General features: G+C 70.5%; 13 protein-coding genes, 1 tRNA gene and 1 pseudogene. 6 read left to right on the top strand and 9 right to left on the bottom strand.

Annotation, left to right across the window (positions count from 1 at the left end):
- Positions 1 to 84: 84 nt before the first annotated feature.
- Together ABD350_RS07745 and ABD350_RS07750 are read right to left on the bottom strand one after the other, a co-directional pair.
- On the bottom strand, positions 85 to 813 hold the full coding sequence (locus ABD350_RS07745; protein ID WP_344347024.1) for a YcnI family copper-binding membrane protein: 729 nt from the start codon (positions 811 to 813) through the stop codon (positions 85 to 87).
- A gap of 174 nt (positions 814 to 987) precedes the next feature.
- A complete protein-coding gene (locus ABD350_RS07750; RefSeq protein WP_344347025.1) occupies positions 988 to 1,839 on the bottom strand; it encodes a hypothetical protein in 852 nt (283 codons plus the stop codon).
- A 206-nt stretch (positions 1,840 to 2,045) separates the two neighbouring features.
- Here ABD350_RS07750 and ABD350_RS07755 point away from each other — a divergent pair, with 206 nt between their 5' ends.
- Positions 2,046 to 2,489 carry an ATP-binding protein gene (locus ABD350_RS07755; protein ID WP_344347026.1) on the top strand — a complete coding sequence of 148 codons (444 nt, stop codon included), beginning with the start codon at positions 2,046 to 2,048 and terminating at the stop codon, positions 2,487 to 2,489.
- A gap of 25 nt (positions 2,490 to 2,514) precedes the next feature.
- On the opposite strand, the gene ABD350_RS07760 is transcribed toward ABD350_RS07755, so the two are convergent.
- Both ABD350_RS07760 and ABD350_RS07765 read right to left on the bottom strand, forming a co-directional pair.
- The gene (locus ABD350_RS07760) at positions 2,515 to 3,999 is read right to left on the bottom strand and encodes an aminopeptidase P family protein (RefSeq protein ID WP_344347027.1); all 1,485 of its coding nucleotides are present in this window, start codon (positions 3,997 to 3,999) and stop codon (positions 2,515 to 2,517) included.
- Between the two features lie 174 nt (positions 4,000 to 4,173).
- A complete protein-coding gene (locus ABD350_RS07765; protein WP_344347028.1) occupies positions 4,174 to 5,691 on the bottom strand; it encodes a PP2C family protein-serine/threonine phosphatase in 1,518 nt (505 codons plus the stop codon).
- 493 nt (positions 5,692 to 6,184) lie between these two features.
- Between ABD350_RS07765 and ABD350_RS07770 the strand changes: the two genes are divergently transcribed.
- Together ABD350_RS07770 and ABD350_RS07775 are read left to right on the top strand one after the other, a co-directional pair.
- On the top strand, positions 6,185 to 6,850 hold the full coding sequence (locus ABD350_RS07770) for a bifunctional DNA primase/polymerase (RefSeq protein ID WP_344347029.1): 666 nt from the start codon (positions 6,185 to 6,187) through the stop codon (positions 6,848 to 6,850).
- 55 nt (positions 6,851 to 6,905) lie between these two features.
- Positions 6,906 to 7,487 carry a hypothetical protein gene (locus tag ABD350_RS07775; RefSeq protein WP_344347030.1) on the top strand — a complete coding sequence of 194 codons (582 nt, stop codon included), beginning with the start codon at positions 6,906 to 6,908 and terminating at the stop codon, positions 7,485 to 7,487.
- 285 nt (positions 7,488 to 7,772) lie between these two features.
- Here ABD350_RS07775 and ABD350_RS07780 read toward each other — a convergent pair whose 3' ends face one another.
- The 3 genes and pseudogenes from ABD350_RS07780 to ABD350_RS07790 all read right to left on the bottom strand — a co-directional run bounded on the left by ABD350_RS07780 (position 7,773) and on the right by ABD350_RS07790 (position 11,056).
- Positions 7,773 to 8,735, bottom strand: a complete 963-nt coding sequence (locus ABD350_RS07780; protein ID WP_344347031.1) for a DUF5926 family protein — start codon at positions 8,733 to 8,735, stop codon at positions 7,773 to 7,775.
- A gap of 768 nt (positions 8,736 to 9,503) precedes the next feature.
- Positions 9,504 to 10,118 (bottom strand): annotated as a pseudogene (locus ABD350_RS07785) (ATP-binding protein); the annotation flags it as partial.
- Positions 10,119 to 10,228: 110 nt separating this feature from the next.
- The gene (locus ABD350_RS07790; protein ID WP_344347032.1) at positions 10,229 to 11,056 is read right to left on the bottom strand and encodes a glycerophosphodiester phosphodiesterase; all 828 of its coding nucleotides are present in this window, start codon (positions 11,054 to 11,056) and stop codon (positions 10,229 to 10,231) included.
- Between the two features lie 239 nt (positions 11,057 to 11,295).
- On the opposite strand from ABD350_RS07790, the gene ABD350_RS07795 reads away from it, so the two are divergent.
- From ABD350_RS07795 to ABD350_RS07805, 3 genes are all read left to right on the top strand, one after another.
- Positions 11,296 to 12,864 (top strand): S1C family serine protease, encoded by a 1,569-nt coding sequence (locus ABD350_RS07795; RefSeq protein WP_344347033.1) that lies wholly within the window; start codon positions 11,296 to 11,298, stop codon positions 12,862 to 12,864.
- A 67-nt stretch (positions 12,865 to 12,931) separates the two neighbouring features.
- A tRNA-Ser gene (locus ABD350_RS07800) sits at positions 12,932 to 13,018 on the top strand.
- Positions 13,019 to 13,421: 403 nt separating this feature from the next.
- Positions 13,422 to 14,594: a protein kinase family protein gene (locus tag ABD350_RS07805; protein WP_344347034.1), complete on the top strand. Its 1,173-nt coding sequence runs from the start codon at positions 13,422 to 13,424 to the stop codon at positions 14,592 to 14,594.
- Between the two features lie 98 nt (positions 14,595 to 14,692).
- Here ABD350_RS07805 and ABD350_RS07810 read toward each other — a convergent pair whose 3' ends face one another.
- Positions 14,693 to 16,087 carry a tyrosine-type recombinase/integrase gene (locus ABD350_RS07810; protein WP_344347035.1) on the bottom strand — a complete coding sequence of 465 codons (1,395 nt, stop codon included), beginning with the start codon at positions 16,085 to 16,087 and terminating at the stop codon, positions 14,693 to 14,695.
- Positions 16,081 to 16,287 (bottom strand): helix-turn-helix transcriptional regulator, encoded by a 207-nt coding sequence (locus ABD350_RS07815; protein ID WP_344347036.1) that lies wholly within the window; start codon positions 16,285 to 16,287, stop codon positions 16,081 to 16,083. Before ABD350_RS07815 ends, ABD350_RS07810 begins: the two co-directional genes overlap by 7 nt.
- Between the last annotated feature and the right edge of the window lie 75 nt (positions 16,288 to 16,362).

Consider the following 16,362-nt stretch of genomic DNA (forward strand, 5'->3'; position numbering starts at 1 on the left):
TGTGAACTCCGGCGCGCACCGGGGTCGCGTGAAGCCGTGCGGGACGGCCCCGCGCGACGCCCGGTACGCGCTGTGGAACGAGGGTCAGGCGGCGGTGCGGCGGCGGCTGGCGAAGACGCCGTAGGCCACGCCCGCGATGCCGACGACGATGCCGGCCACGCCGAGCACGCGTGCGGTGGTGTCGGTGCCGTCACCGGAGTCCGCGGCGGTCGTGTTCTCGGTCTTGCCGGGCTTGGTGAGGGCGTTCGAAGCGCTCGCCGAGTCGTGCTCGTCCTCGTCCGCGGCGGCCAGCTTCAGCACCGGGGCCGGGTTCTCCGGCTCGTCCTGGCCCTCCTGCGGGACCTCGATCCAGCGCACCACTTCGTCGTTGGAGTAGGTCTGGAGGGCCTTGAACACCAGCTGGTCGGTGTTCTCGGGCAGGGCGCCCAGGGAGAGCGGGAACTTCTGGAAGAAGCCGGGCTCGATGCCCTTGCCGTCGGCGGTCCAGGTGACCTTGCTGACGGCCTCGTCGATCTTCTCGCCGTGCATGGTCAGCGGCTTGTCCAGCTTGGACTTGGTGACGGTGGCCTTCCAGCCGGGCACCGGCTGTGGCATCACCGAGGCGATGGGGTGGTCGGCCGGCAGGCTGATCTCGACCTTGGTGGTCGAGGCGTCGTCGCGCTCGTTGGGGACCTTGACGTCCACGACCGCGTAGCCGCCCTTGGCCGCGGTGCCCTCCGGCTGCACGGTGACGTGCGCGAACGCGGGGACGGACAGGGCGAGGACGGCCGAGCCGGCGGCGGTGACGGCGGCGGCGATACGAGAAGCCTTCATGGCAGGGAGTACTCCACTCCGGGTGAGGTGTTCCGTTGGTGATCGGGAGTACGCGTGCGCGTGGCCGTGCCACTCGGGGCGGCCGGTACCGGGGTACGCACGCGCGCGTGCCGCACGACGGCGGCGCCTCCCGTCCGGCTCTCTCGGATCCGGTCGGAGTGTCGTCGCGTCGTGTCAGGCGGCGAGGAGGAAGGCGGCTGCGGGCGGGCCGCGCCGGATCACCGTGTGCTGGAGTACGGCGGTGTGCGGGGCCGGGGTGTCGTCCCGGTCGGTGCGGTGGCCGCGCGGGCCGCTCCCGGCGTCGGGCAGCAGCCCGGCGCACAGGGCGCGCACCAGTGCGAGCGCGGCGCGCAGGGACCGTATGAGCGCGGTCTCGGCGACTCCGTGCGCTCCGTGCGCGGACAGTTCGATCAGCCGCAGTACGGCCAGGTCCCCGCGGCGCAGCAGCCAGCCGGCGGCGACGGCCGCGAGCACATGGCCGAGCAGCATCGGCAGCGAGGGCAGCAGACCGGCCGAGGCGCCCGCGGCGTCGTGGGCGTGCTGCATGGTGCCCAGGGCCGACGTCGGCCGGCCCGAACGGTCGATCAGCCGGGCGTCGAGCAGCAGCCGGTAGGCGTGTCCGGGGGTGAGGACCGACGGGGACGACCCGCACACGAGCCGGGTGGCCTGCTCCACCAGCGCCCGGTCGCTCAGCACCGAGCCGGTGGACCCACCGGTCACCGGCATTGCCCCGGCGGCCATCGCGGCCCCGTGGCCGCCCAGCCCGAACAGCGTGTGCAGCAGGGTCTGGCCGAGGGCGAGCAGCGCGGCGATGCCCGGCAGCGAGCGGGCCCGCCCGGCGAGCGGGGCCACGAGCAGCAGGCAGCCGAGGAAGCCCGCGCCGAGCGTCCACAGCGGCACCCCCGCGCAGGAGGCCAGGGTGTGCCCGCCCGCGGCCAGCGCGACGCAGGCCGCGGCGAACACCGCGGCCCGCAGGATCCGGAGTCCGGCTCCGGGACGCGCCGTGCGCGGGTGGGGGGCAGTCATGGCGGGCTCATCATCCCACTGCCCCGGCCCACCGCCTACGGCAGGTCGGCCGATCCGGCGCCGTTCACGGGTTCGACCCGCCCATACACCGATTCCCGCCTCGGCACATCGGCCATATGGGCCCGGTCATGCCGACGGAGTGCTTATGGTCGCCCACGCGCGGCAATACGTAACGGTATGTCGAGCCGCGGCCAGGAGGCTGGAGCATGAGCATCTGGTGGTCACTCCATCTGCGGCGCGAGGCCGCGAGCGTGCCGCTCGCGCGACGCCTGCTGATCGGCACGATGGAGACGGCGGGCGTCGACCCGGACATCTCCTACGACCTGTCGGTGGCCCTCACCGAGGCCTGCGCGAACGCGGTCGAGCACGGCGGGGACGCCGTACCCGGCGCCTCGGAGGCCTACCGGGTGACGGCGTACCTGGACGGGGAGAAGTGCCGCATCGAAGTGGCCGATACCGGGCCCGGTCTGCCCCGCGCCCAGGACTTCCGGCCGGCCCGTGCGGACGCCGAACACGGGCGCGGCCTGTGTCTGATCCAGGAGCTGACCGACCACGTCACCATCGGGGCGGAGCCCGGTCTGGGCGGGACGGTGGTCAGCTTCGACAAGATCCTCAAATGGACGAAGGACCCCTCGCTGCTCACCGCGTGAACGCGAGGGGTCCTTCGTCACCGGATCAGCCCTTCAGCGTGGCCATCCACGCCTCGACCTCGTCGGAGCGGCGCGGCAGTCCCGCGGAGAGGTTCCGGTTGCCGTCCTGCGTCACGAGGATGTCGTCCTCGATCCGGACGCCGATGCCCCGGTACTCCTCGGGCACGGTCAGGTCGTCGGCCTGGAAGTACAGACCCGGCTCCACGGTGAGCACCATGCCCGGCTCCAGCGTGCCGTCCACATAGGTCTCGGTCCGCGCCGCGGCGCAGTCGTGGACGTCCATGCCGAGCATGTGCCCGGTGCCGTGCAGGGTCCAGCGGCGCTGCAGGCCCAGCTCCAGCACGCGCTCGACCGGGCCCTCGACCAGGCCCCACTCGACGAGCCGCTCGGCCAGCACGCGCTGGGCGGCGTCGTGGAAGTCGCGGTACTTGGCGCCCGGCTTGACGGCCGCGATCCCGGCCTCCTGGGCGTCGTACACGGCGTCGTAGATCTTCTTCTGGATCTCGCTGTAGGTGCCGTTGACCGGCAGCGTGCGCGTGACGTCGGCGGTGTACAGGGTGTGCGTCTCCACGCCGGCGTCCAGCAGGAGCAGGTCGCCGGAGCGGACCGGGCCGTCGTTGCGGACCCAGTGCAGGGTGCAGGCGTGCGGGCCGGCCGCGCAGATGGAGCCGTAGCCGACGTCGTTGCCCTCCACGCGCGCGCGGAGGAAGAAGGTGCCCTCGATATAGCGCTCGGAGGTCGCCTCGGCCTTGTCGAGGACCTTCACGACGTCCTCGAAGCCGCGCACGGTGGAGTCGACGGCCTTCTGCAGCTCGCCGATCTCGAACTCGTCCTTGACCAGGCGCATCTCGGAGAGGAAGACGCGCAGCTCCTCGTCGCGCTCGGCGGTGACCTTGTCGGTCAGGGCCGCCTCGATGCCCGCGTCGTGACCGCGCACCACGCGGACCGGGCCGGTGGCCTCGCGCAGCTTGTCGGCCAGCTCGCGCACATCGGCGGCCGGGATGCCGTAGAGCGCCTCGGACTCGGTGAGGGAGTGCCGGCGGCCGACCCACAGCTCGCCCTGGCCGGAGAGCCAGAACTCGCCGTTCTCCCGGTCCGAGCGGGGCAGGAGGTAGATCGTCGCCTCGTGGCCGTCGCCCTTGGGCTCCAGGACCAGGACGCCGTCCTCGGTCTGGTTGCCGGTGAGGTACGCGTACTCGACGGAGGCGCGGAAGGGGTACTCGGTGTCGTTCGAGCGGGTCTTGAGGTTGCCCGCCGGGACGACCAGGCGCTCGCCCGGGAAGCGGGCGGAGAGCGCGGCGCGGCGGCGCGCGGTGTGCGCGGCCTGCTCGATGGGCTCCAGGTCACGCAGCTCCGTGTCGGCCCAGCCGGACTTCATGTTTTCGGCCAGCTCGTCGGAGACGCCCGGGTACAGGCCGTTCTTCCGCTGCTTGACCGGCTCCTCGGCCTCGGTCTCCGGGCCCTCCGCGGTAGCGGAGTCGGGCACAGCCGGGTTGAGCTCGTCGGACACGTGATCCTCCTCGATACGCCAGTGATCTCCCCCGGGGCCCGTGCGCTCCTGCTTGTGGCCGAGCGGGGCCTCCATCATCGTACGGTCGTACCGGGAGCGGGTGGGGTCGGATGACCTGTTATGCCCGGTCATAACGTCCGGCCGGAACCGTCGCCGGAACCGTCGCCGGAACCGTCAGTCGAAGCGGGCCGCCAGCAGGACCACGTCCTCCTCGCTGTCGGCCGTGTCCAGGCCGTCCGGCAGGACCGTGCGCAGGACGTGGTCGGCGACGGCCCCCGGGTCGTGCCGCAGCGCGCGCGGGACGCCCGCGGCGGCGGCGTGCAGCCGGGCGAAGGCGCGGTCCGTCGCCTCGCCGGTACGGTGCAGCAGCCCGTCGGTGTAGAGCAGGACCGTCTCCCCGGGCTCCGTCTGCACCTCGGCGCTGGGCGCCTCCCAGCAGGCGAGCATGCCGAGCGGAGCGGAGACGGAGGTCTCGGCGAACTCGGTGCGCCGCTCGCCGATCAGCAGCGGCGGGCTGTGCCCGGCGCCGGCCAGGGTGATCCTGTGCAGCGCGGGCTCGCAGTAGGCGAACAGGGCGGTGGCCGAGCGGGCGGGCTCGGTCAGCCGCAGCAGCAGCTCCAGGTCGGACAGGACGGCGACCGGGTCCTCGCCCTCCATCACGGCGTAGGCGCGCAGGGAGGCGCGCAGCCGGCCCATGGCGGCCACCGCGCCGGGCCCGGAGCCGGTGACCGAGCCGACGGACAGGCCGAGCGCGGCGTCCGGCAGCGGCAGGGCGTCGTACCAGTCGCCGCCGCCGCGCGCGCTCGTGCGGTGCCGGGCGGCGAGCCGTACACCGGGCACCCGGGGCAGCCGGGAGGGCAGCAGCCCGTCGGTGAGGGTCGCCACGCACGCGCGCGTGCGCTCCACCTCCAGCAGCCGGGCCAGGTGCTCGGTGGCGTGCCGGACGTACAGCCCGGCGAGGTGGCGGCGGCGCTCGTGCGGCTCGGCCGGTTCGTCGTAGAACCACACGGCGGCGCCGAGGCGGCCGGCGGACTCGGTGGCGAGGGGCAGGGCGTAGCTGGCGGCGTAGCCGAGACGGAGGGCCACCTCGCGGTGGCGCGGGTCGAGGCCCTCCTCGGCGAGCAGGTCGGGGTGGACCAGTTCGGCGGTGCCGCCGGTGTCGTACGGCAGGGAGCGGCGCGGCACGGTCTCGATGTGGCCGAGGTCGGCGCGGTCCAGGCCGAGGCCCAGGCTGGTGCGGGGGCCGAGGCCGTCGGCGGGCTCCAGGGCGACCAGGCCGCGGCGGGCGCCGACCAGGGCGGCTCCGGCGCGCAGCAGCTCGTGCAGGGCGGGGTCGAGCGCGCTGGTGCGCAGGAGGCGCTCGGTGAGTTCGTGCAGGGTCGTCAGGTCGGAGACCCAGCCGGCCAGCCGGTCCTGGAGCAGGGTGCCGGGGGCGGGCGAGTGGGGCGCGGGGACGGGCGCGGTGCCCGGGACGGAAGGGGCGCCGGGGGCGGCAGGGACGGGCGTCGCAGTGTGGGCTGGTGTGGGAACTGTTGAATCGATTCCAGCCACTTTCGGAGGGTGCGGGGCGCTCATGGCGTCCGGCTTCCAGATCGGCGCGTATTGCTGGAAAGCATCGCAAACCCCCATGTCATTCTGCGCCGCTAGCAGTGCCTCCACATGTACACGCACTCGTGAGGAGATGTCCAGCATTGTCCTGCGGGGATTCCTGGTGTCCAAGGGACCCGAGAGGTTTTGTCCGAACCCCTTGCCTTACCGCCAAGTTGGCTGAAAACTGCCTTAGGTATCGGTCCATTGCGGTCGACTGGGCTTGCTCCACGGAGCGTCACAACGGTCGTGATGGGTACGTACTCGGAGAAGGCCAGGGGTGGTTGGGGGCCACCCGGAACCTGGCGACGGACCCGGGCGTCATAGCCACCGACGGCCGAGCCCCATCCTCCCGTGGCGGAGGCGGAGAGAAACACGCGCGACGGCAAAACGCCAGACTTCGCCACCCCACAACCGCGACCGTGCTTTTGATAGACGCACTATGGACGCGGACGCGGCCCACGCTCGCCCCCTTGGGGTTCCCATGCCGTGCGCGGGGGTGTGATGCGCCATCAGGTACGCACAGCGAAGTGATCGACACATGGTGTGATGTAGCCCACGGTGTTGCCAGCGGTGCAACGGAAAGGAACGAGCGCTCATGCGCGAGATCCTCGGAAGGCGACGCAGGCTCCTGTCCAGGCGGAACGGCGGGAAGCCCGAGCTGCTCGGCGCGGCCCTGACCTTCGCGACGGAATGGCAGTGGCCGGTACTCCCCGGTGTGGCGCCGGACCCGCAGGGGCGGGCCCGCTGCGCCTGCCCCGACCCGGAGTGCACGGTGCCCGGTGCCCACCCCTTCGACCCGGGACTGCTCGCCGCCACCACCGACGCGCGCATGGTGCGCTGGTGGTGGACCAACCGGCCGAGCGCCCCGGTCATCCTGGCGACCGGGGACCGGGCGCCCTGCGCGGTCAGCCTGCCGGCCCTCGCCGCCTCCCGCGCCCTCGCCCTGCTCGACCGGCGCGGCATGCGGCTCGGCCCGGTGGTCGCCTCGCCCACCCGCTGGGCGCTGCTGGTGAAGCCGTACTCGATGGAGCAGCTCGGCGAACTGCTCTACGCCAAGGACTTCGTCCCCGGCTCCCTGCGCTTCCACGGCACGGGCGGCTATCTCGCCCTGCCCCCGTCCGAGACCGGCCAGGGCACCGTCCGCTGGGAGCGTGCCCCGCTGGCCGGCACGGCCGCGCCCTGGGTACCCGATGTGGAGGCCGTGGTGGACGCCGTGGTCGACGCCCTCACTCGTACGGGTGTGAGCGCGCCGGAGTTGTAGGGGTGTCGGGCGCGGCCGGGGCGGGCGGGACCCGCCCGCTCGTTATCTTCCGGGCATGCTGCGTCATCCCGGCGGCCACCGCGCCCCTCAGCCGCGCCACCGCGGGCAGCGTCCGCGCAGGCCGCGTCTGCTCGCCCTCGGGGCCGTCGTGGCGGCTCTGGCCGCGCTGCCGCTGACCGTGGCGTCCGCGGGGCAGGTGGGCGAGGCCGGCCGGACCGTCGGGGAACCGGCTGCTCCCCGGGCCGATGCCAAGACCGGCGCGCACGGCGCCCGCCGTACCCCCTTCCCGCTCGGCACCGGGCTCGCCACCACCGCCCGCTGCGGCCCGGCGCTCACCTCGCCGGACGGCATCGAGGCCCAGACCTGTGTGCTGACGCGGGGCGAGGGCACCTGGGCGCGCACCTACTACCGCAACGCCACCGGCAGATCGCTGGATTCGCTGCTGAGCCTGATGGGGCCGGACGGCCGGACGGTCCAGACGCGCTGCGCCACCACCGGGACCGACGACGAGCCCGCGACCTGCGAGACGCCGCGCGAGCGCATCCGGGGCGGACCGTACGCCTACACGGCCGTCACCGAGTTCGCCGCGCGGGACGGGGACGGGGCACTGTTGCTCCGCTCGGGCAGCAACACCTGAGGCTTCCCGGGCAGTTGACGCTCCGCCCGGCTCCGTACCCCGACGCGGGTACGGCCGGGGGCGTGGCCGCGGGCATGGAAAGGCCCGGTTGCTGGCGACGGGGGATGCACCAGCAACCGGGCTACAGGAACGGTAACAAGAGATCGGCGGTTCGCAAATTCGGTCTTGCCGATTCGGACACCGATTTTCCGGGAGAAGCGGCGGGTTGTGACGCGAGTCACCCTCCGCGCGGCCCGGTGACGCGGCCCGCCGTCCGACCGGCCGCGCCTCCCCGTGTACGGCGCGTCAGCTGAGCGTGACCTGCCGGTTGGTCAGTCCGCCGCGGGCCCGGCGCTCCTGCGGAGTGAGTGGTTCCGTGACGGTGAGGGCGGCGGCGAGACGCTCGGCGAACTCGGCGGCCGGCTGCTCCACGTCCTTGGCCGAGATTCCGCTCGGCAGGTCCCAGACCGGCACGGTGAGGCCGTGGGCACGGAAGGAGCCCACGAGCCGGGTGCCCTCGCCGAGGCTGGAGCGGCCCGCCGCGTGCAGCCGCGCCAGAGCGTCCAGAAGCTGCTCCTCCGGGTGCGGCATGACCCAGCGCAGGTGGTTCTTCTCCGGGGTCTCGCACCAGTAGGCGGCGTCCACGCCGGACAGCCGCACGGTCGGGATCGCGGCGGCGTTGGCCCGCTCCAGGGAGGCGGCCACCTCCGGGGCGGCGTTCTCCGCGTCCGGCACCCAGAACTCGAAGCCGCTGTGCACGACCGGCTGGAAAGCGCCCTCCGGGTCCAGCAGATCCTGCAGCCGCAGGCCCTCGGTGGGGGCGCGGCGGCCCTGTACCGGGGTGCCCGGCTCGGCCTCCAGGGCGCGCAGCAGGGTGTCGGCGAGGTCGCGGCTGATGTCTCCGGACGCCGTGTCGTTCTGGAGGCCGAGCAGGACCGAGCCGTCGTCCCGGCGCAGCGCGGGCCACGCCATCGGCAGGACCGTGGCCAGCGTGACCGAGGGGACGCCCTCGGGCAGGCCGTCCCGCAGGGTCAGTTCGGCCGTCGCGGCCGGGACCAGCTCGCGCAGCGCGACCCAGTCGCACTCGCCGGGCAGTCCCTCGAACGGGCGCTGCACCAGCTCGGTCACGGCGTGCGCGGCGGCCCGGCCGTGACAGGCCTTGTAGCGCCGGCCGCTGCCGCAGGGGCAGGGCTCACGGGCGCCGACAACCGGGATCTCCCCGTCGATCGGCTGCGGCTTGGCCTTCGTCTGGGGGCGCTTCTTGGCCATGGTGGGTGTCTCCCGGTTACGGCGCTTCTCGTACGTCGGGAGCCTAGCCGTTCGTGCCGTGACCGACGGGAACCTGTGGACAACGTACGGACGCTCGACGGCCGGGAGGGGGAATGGGGGCCGAGGGGGGGGCGGTGGTTGATGCCGGGGCAAGCCGGTTGCTTGCCCGGCAGCGCCGGTTGCTGTCCGGGGGCGCTGGTCGCTGCTTGGGCCGGCCGATGGGTGTCCGGACCGGCCGACGTGTCCGTGCCGGGTGATGTCCGGCCGTAGAAGCGCGCTGGTGGGTGCCGGCGTGTGTCGTCGCCGGCCGGTGGGAGTCGGTGCGTGTCGTCGCTCGCCGGGGTCTGTCGGCACCGCGGTTGGCCGTGGCCGGGTCGGTCGCGGTCAGTCCAAGTCGTCGAACGCGTCGGTGAAGTCCAGGCCGGACAGGTCCGGCAGGGTCAGGCCGGGGGTGGTCAGGCCGGACAAGGGCACGTCCGGGGTGGTTATGCCCGTCAGCGTAGTATCCGATATGCCCGTCAGCGGGGGCTCCGATATGCCCGTGAGGGGTGCGTCGGGGTCGGGCGCCTCCGGCAACGCGTCGTTCGCGGCGGGCAGATGAGGCAGTGGCACATCCTCGGCCGCCGCACCCGTAAGCGCCGCATCGGAGAGCGCCGCCACACCTGGCAGTGCCGTATCGGGGGCCGCCGTCACACCCGGCTGAGTCGTATCGGAGACTGCCACGACCCCCGGCCGCGCCGCACCGGAGCCCGCCGCCACCCCCGGCCGCGCCAGGTCCGTGAGCGGTGTCCTCCGTGTCAGGGGCCGGGTGACGCGCGTAGCGAAGGCGTCATGAGGGTGGCCCGCATCGGGATCGTGGACGTCCCCGTGGACCAGCACCCAGACCGTCACCTCGCCCTCGACGTCGTCCCGGACGCCCCAGTCGTCGGCGAGGGCCGTGATGATGTTCAGCCCCCGCCCGCCGTGCGCGGTCACCGACGGCGTCGCCGGTGCCGGGCGGGTCGGGCCGCCGCCGTCCGTGACCTCCACGAGGAGCCGCCCGCGCGCGTCGACCCGCCAAGCGGCGCGGACGTCGCCGTCCCCGGCCGGCGCGTCCCCCAGGGGCCGCCCGTGCCGGCAGGCATTGCTCAACAACTCGGAAAGGATCAGTACGGCATCGTCGATGACCGACTCCGCCACGCCCCCGCTGCGCAACTGCGCCCGCATCCGGTGCCGCGCCTCCCCCACGCCCGCAGGGCCATGGGGTACGGCCATGCTCGAAGACGTCGGCACTTCCTGTGCCACCACCAACGCCACCCCCGAGACCTCCTTCGCCCCACGCCACGGTGTGGATGCCCTCTTGGCCTGCACCGGAAACCGGCCAGTCCTCTTCCGGTGACGCATTCGAAACGAGCGGACACGCAGCGAACGCGCCGGTGCACTCCTCGTAACGGGACCTGTCCTGCGCTGTGAGGGGCTTGGTCGCTGCTTCCGTTCGCGGCGCGGTCGGCCGCTCAGCGGCCCAGTCGGCGCAGCACCGCGCGCGGGCGGTTGGTGATGATGGCGTCGACGCCCAGCTCCACGCAGAGGTCGACGTCCTCGGGCTCGTTCACGGTCCACACATGGACCTGATGGCCGGCCCGCCGCAGCCGCTCGACATAGGAGGGGTGGCCGCGCAGGATGCGGATCGAGGGCCCGGCGATGCCCACGCCCGCGGGGAGCCGGCCGTCGCGCAGCCGGGGCGAGACGAACTGCATCAGGTAGACCGTCGGCAGCGTCGGCGCCGCCGCGCGCACGCGGTGCAGCGAACGGGCGGAGAAGCTCATGATCCGGACCGGCGACTCCGCGGCGGAGGCGGGCGCGGCGAGGCCGAAACGGTTCAGCAGGGTCAGCAGCCGTTCTTCGACCTGGCCCGCCCAGCGCGTGGGGTGCTTGGTCTCGATGGCCAGCTCCACCCGTCGCCCGGCGTCCGAGACGAGCTCCAGCAGCCGCTCCAGGGTGAGCACGGAGGTGGCCTCGCGGTCTTCCGGCCGGTGCTCCCAGTCGGGCTCCTCGTCGCGCCCGTGCCAGGCCTCGCGCGTCTTCCAGGAGCCGAAGTCGAGAGCGGCAAGGTCGGCCAGTTCCAGCGCGGAGACGGCGCCGCGGCCGTTGGAGGTACGGTTCACCCGTCGGTCGTGGACGCAGACCAGATGGCCGTCCGCGGTCAGCCGTACGTCGCACTCCAGGGCGTCGGCGCCGTCCTCGACGGCCTTCCGGTAGGCGGCGAGGGTGTGCTCGGGGGCGTCTTCGGAGGCGCCCCGGTGGGCGACGACCTGGATGGAGCGCTGTGGTGCGTGGGTCACCGCGTCATGGTGCCACCGTCGCCGGGCGGACGGGGCGGGATGGAGACGTTCAGGCGGCGGACGAGCGCTGCCCACTGATCGCTTATATAACTTTTACGGTGAATGCCCGAACAGATCCTATATAAAGAGGGCCGCCGGACCCACAGCCACGGCTTATGGTGCTCTGACGGCCCGTGGGAAAAGCTGACCGCAAGACCAGTGCGACCGACGACAACAGGCGTGGACCGAGGAGAAGAGCTGTGAGCACCGAGAACGAGGGCAACGCGGTACCCCCGGCGCCGTCCGCACCTCCCGTGCCGGTGGCCTCTCCCGACGCTTCCCCGCAGGGCACCGCGCCCGAGGGGAACGCCCAGGGGGCATCCCTCCCGCCCGTGCCCCGGGAAACCCCGGCGCCCCCGCCGGCCACCCCCGCGGCCGACCAGCCCCTGGCGGGCCGGCCCCCGACAGGCCACGGCGCGACCCCGGCAAGCCCCGGTACGACCTCGACGGGCCACGGCGCGACCCCGGCCGGCCCGGCCCCCGACGGCTCCTGGCCGCCCCCGCCCCCGGGGACCCCCTCCTACGGTGACGGAGGCGCTTACGGCGGTGGCGGTCCGTCCTACGGCGGTGGCAGCCCGTCCTACGCCGGCGACGCCGGCGGTCCGGGCACCGGCTGGGGAGCCTCCTGGCAGCAGCCCGCGCCCAAGCCACGCGGCGGACGCGGCGGCCTCGTCGCGGCGGTCCTGGTGGCCGCGCTGGCAGCGGGCGGTCTGGGCGGCGGCCTCGGCTACACCCTGGCCAAGGACCGGGACGACCGCGGCTCCACCACGGTCTCCGCCACCGACAGCGCCACGCAGGTCAAGCGCGCGCCGGGCACGATCGCCAACGTGGCCGCCAAGGCGCTGCCCAGCACGGTGACGATCCAGGCCGAGAGCAGCGACGGCGAGGGCGGCACCGGAACCGGCTTCGTCTTCGACACCCAGGGCCACATCGTCACCAACAACCACGTGGTCGCGGAGGCGGTGGACGGCGGCCGGCTGACGGCCACCTTCCCGAGCGGGAAGAAGTACGACGCCGAGATCGTCGGCCACGCCCAGGGCTACGACGTGGCGGTCATCAAGCTCAAGAACGCCCCTTCCGATCTGCGGCCGCTCGCCCTCGGCGACTCCGACAAGGTGGCCGTCGGTGACGAGACCATCGCCATCGGAGCGCCGTTCGGCCTGTCCAACACGGTGACGACGGGCATCATCAGCGCCAAGGACCGTCCGGTGGCCTCCAGCGACGGCAGTTCCACCAGCAAGGCGTCCTACATGAGCGCCCTGCAGACCGACGCGTCCATCAACCCGGGCAACTCCGGCGGCCCGCTGCTGGACGCCTCCGGGGCGGTCATCGGCATCAACTCCGCGATCCAGTCCACGGGCAGCGGCGGCTTCGGCTCCGGCCAGTCCGGCTCGATCGGCCTGGGCTTCGCCATCCCGATCAACCAGGCGAAGTACGTCGCCCAGCAGCTGATCAAGACCGGCAAGCCGGTGTACGCCAAGATCGGCGCGTCCGTCTCCCTGGAGGACTCCTCCGACGGCGCGAAGATCACCGACCAGGGCACCAGCGGCGCCGCCGCGGTCGAGTCCGGCGGCCCGGCGGACAAGGCCGGCCTGAAGCCCGGCGACGTCATCACCAAGCTCGACGACCACGTGATCGACAGCGGCCCCACCCTGATCGGCGAGATCTGGACCCACCAGCCGGGCGACAAGGTCACGATCACCTATAAGCGGGGCGGCCAGGAGCACACGGTGGACCTGACGCTGGGCGCACGCGAGGGCGACAGCTGACGGGGCCGCCCGCCGCGGCCGGCGGGCCGGTAATCTGTACCCGCGCCGTCGGTCTCCGCCGGCGCGGGGAGGCGTGCCCGAGCGGCCTAAGGGAACGGTCTTGAAAACCGTCGTGGCAGCGATGTCACCGTGGGTTCAAATCCCACCGCCTCCGCGCAGGTCATAGATGTTGCAGGTCAGAAGGGGTGCCACTCTCGGGAGCGGCACCCCTTCCGCATGGGTCTGTCTCACCATGATCCGGCCGTGTCGCGTTGTGGATCAGTGCGTGTGGACCAGACGTGGACCAAGCTCCTGCGGAGTACTCCCAGCGTCTGGGCCCCGCCGCCAGTCGGTTGTAGGCGTTGGTGTCAGCTAAGACCTCGCCGATTCTGCTCAGTTCGCGCTGCTGGCACTCCATTTTGAACCGCCGCGCAGGCACGCTGGCGGGTGAACGCGAAACCTAGAGAACCGCTAGACACGTGGATGCTTGACGGGTAAAACAAGTACGTCGGCTGATCTGTGAAAGCGGCAGGTTGGTGTGGCTCTTATCGGTGGTTGTGAAGGAGGAATTGAGATAAGTGGCTAGCCCTACCGAGTTGATGCTTGAAGACCTTTCGCAAAAGTATGCGGCGATGCCAGTTGCGAATGCCTATCTGCGACTTTATGAGAACGAGAAGCGATTCGGTCGCATTTTTGCCAGCTTGCACGAGCGATTGAACGATCATTTTGAATCTATTAATGACAGAGCGGATACGACGCATCACTATTGGGCCGATTCAAGCAGGGAAATGATAGCGCTCATTAGGGAGGTGGATGATGTCCTAGGCGCTTTGAAAAGTGCCGACGTGGTCGTGGATTTCAATGAGAAATATCGGGCTGCGATGGGTGGTTGTAGGGTCTGGCTGAAGGGTAGCGGAGGGAGTGTCGTACCTGAGGATTTTGAGCAGATTGGCATCGTGAAGTACGAGCCAGTCTTCGCACTCTCGGGTATGGTGGCAAGACTGAGGAAGCGCAATGCGGATGTTCGGCTTCAATTGATCGGGGAGGGGTCCTACGCTAAAGTATTCTCTTTTGTCGACCCGGATTACGGCATTAAGTTTGCGATCAAACGGGCCAATAAGGACTTGGCTGAACGGGATCTTCATCGGTTTCGCCAAGAGTTCGACATGCTCAAGCGGCTGAGCTTCCCCTACGTCGTCGAGGTGTATAAGTACGACGAAGATCGCAATGAGTACATGATGGAATTCTGTGAGGTTACGCTTCGTGAGTACATTAAGCGACGCAACGCCTCGCTTCGATTTGCGGCGCGAAAGAGGATTGCGCTCCAGTTTTTATACGGTATTAACTATCTCCACAGTAAGAATGTGCTGCATCGGGACATTAGCCTTCAGAATGTCCTGGTGAAGACGTTCGATGGTGGAGCGGTGTTGGTAAAGCTCTCAGACTTCGGTCTCGTAAAGGAGAAGGGTTCCGAATACACTCGAACGAAGACGGAGATGCGTGGGACGATTCCGGACCCTATGCTGGCGAGCTTCAAAGAGTATGACGTTCGTAATGAAATTTATGCTATCGGGCATGTTCTTTCTTACATTTTCACTGGCAGGGGGGCGCTCATGTCCGGCGATAATGAGGAAAGTAGAATCGTGCGGAAATGCACGGCGCACGATGTTGCCGACAGGTATCAGAGTGTGCTTGAGCTGATTAAGGATGTCGAAAAGCTGGACGTGAATCCTGCTGGTGTGCCTGGGTAGTCGTTTTGCTGCATCTTGTGAGTCGAGGTGGGGAAATCGAAAGCTGCCGCCCGCTCCTCTTTTGAGATGCGAGTGACACCATTTCACCTGAAGGGCTTCTATTCTCCTTCTGTGGCTTGCAGGGCTATCTCGATCTGTTCGTTTGCGCGTTGTTGATTGCGGTGAATTGCTTTCGCGTAGAAGCGAAATAGGACCGCGATGCTGTGGCCCGCGCGTCGGGCAACTTCAGCCGGGGAGACGCCGGACTCCAACCAGAGCGAGACACCCGCGTGGCGCAGAGAGTAGGGCACGTCTGCCAGCGGTGAGGCTGCCTCGGACGCCGTCAGTACCGCCAGCCGGGCGGTCTTCCACGCCTCGCCGTACTCCTTGGATAGCAGGCCGCCGCCTTGGGCCGCGCGGAACAGCCGGCCGTCTTCAGCGGTACCGAACTCTTTGATGTGCTGGCGGACCAGGCGCACGAGGACGGGGGGAATCGGCACGGGTCGGGTTGCCTTGCGGGCCCGCTTCTTCAGACCGCGCGTGTCGAAGGACTCACCCGTGTCGGTCCACCCGGAGCCGACGCGGGGCGTGCTCGTGGACAGCAGCACTTCTCCCCATCCCTCTTCGGGCAAGGTGAAGTCTTCTTCACAGAGGTTTGCTGCTTCCCCAGGCCGGTTGGCCGCGTAGTAGAGGCAGCCGAAGAACGCCATCAGGTGGCGCCCGCGTGCCCCCTGCTCACCTACGGCGTCAATCAGCGCCTTCGCCAGCTTCGGGCCGGGTACAAACCGAAAGTCGATCTCGTCGTCGGTTTCAGGCGGGGTCCAGTCGACCTTGTCGAGGGGCAGGGTCGCCAGCAACTCCCGCTCCACCGCGTACCGGAGGCAGTTGCTGAAGACCGTCCGCTTGCGATTCACCGTGTTCTCGGCAGCGGCCGTGCCGTCTTGCTTCAGCTTCAGAGCGTCGAGCGCCGTACGCACCACCGAGGGCGTATTGAGCGCGGTGATGTCGACGGACTTCCGGCTGATCCAGTCCAGCGCCGACACGATGTCGGCGGGTGGCTCCTCTACGTCGATACGGGGCCTCAGTGTCCCGTCGTCGCCGAGGACGAAGCGGTAGACCCACGAGTAGAGAGCGATGCGGAGCACCTTCGGAGCCGGAGCCCCACGGTTGTCCTTGACCAGCTTCGGCGTGATGGTGGCCAGCGTGTCGGCGATGCTCGCGCGGTGCTTGGCCGAGGCACCAGGCCACTTCATCTCCGCGTATACGCGCGTATGGGCGTACCACGTGATGGAGTTGAGCGCCTGCACCTCCGAGGCGGGAAGGCCGGTTTCCGTGTCGAACTGCTCGCGGTTGCGCAGGGCGGCCAGCAGCTCCGAGCGCCGACCGTCGGCCTGAGCCTTGATCTTGTAGCTCTTGGAGAAAGGCCGGGGGCCGACCCGCCAGCGGAGCTGATAGGCCGCCGCGCGGTCCGGCCGCTTGCGGATGCTCCAGATCTGCACGTCGTAGGTCAGCACGCTTCCCGCACCTCGCAGGAGTCGAACCAGGCGTCGAGGTCGGCCCGGCGTATGCGGATCTGACCGTTGGGGAGCTTCAGGTGCCGGGGAGCCTGGCCCCGAGCGCGCATGCGATAGAAGGCGGCGCGAGACAACCCGATCTCAGCCAGCGCTTCTTCCAGCTTCAGCGTCTGCCTGCCGGTTTTGGCCGGAGTGCTCACAGCCAGGGTTCTCCTTCCTGCTTAAGGCGTTGGGTGTGGGCGATGTCGTGGCGGACTTGGGCGGCGAGGAGTTCT

The organism is Streptomyces nogalater, assembly GCF_039532885.1.
Classification (GTDB): Bacteria; Actinomycetota; Actinomycetes; order Streptomycetales; family Streptomycetaceae; genus Streptomyces; species Streptomyces nogalater.

Coding starts and splice junctions, on each gene's coding strand:
- ABD350_RS07745 (WP_344347024.1), bottom strand. CDS start 813: ATGAAGGCTTCTCGTATCGCCGCCGCCGTCACCGCCGCCGGCTCGGCC.
- ABD350_RS07750 (WP_344347025.1), bottom strand. CDS start 1,839: ATGACTGCCCCCCACCCGCGCACGGCGCGTCCCGGAGCCGGACTCCGG.
- ABD350_RS07755 (WP_344347026.1), top strand. CDS start 2,046: ATGAGCATCTGGTGGTCACTCCATCTGCGGCGCGAGGCCGCGAGCGTG.
- ABD350_RS07765 (WP_344347028.1), bottom strand. CDS start 5,691: ATGCTGGACATCTCCTCACGAGTGCGTGTACATGTGGAGGCACTGCTA.
- ABD350_RS07770 (WP_344347029.1), top strand. CDS start 6,185: ATGCGCGAGATCCTCGGAAGGCGACGCAGGCTCCTGTCCAGGCGGAAC.
- ABD350_RS07775 (WP_344347030.1), top strand. CDS start 6,906: ATGCTGCGTCATCCCGGCGGCCACCGCGCCCCTCAGCCGCGCCACCGC.
- ABD350_RS07780 (WP_344347031.1), bottom strand. CDS start 8,735: ATGGCCAAGAAGCGCCCCCAGACGAAGGCCAAGCCGCAGCCGATCGAC.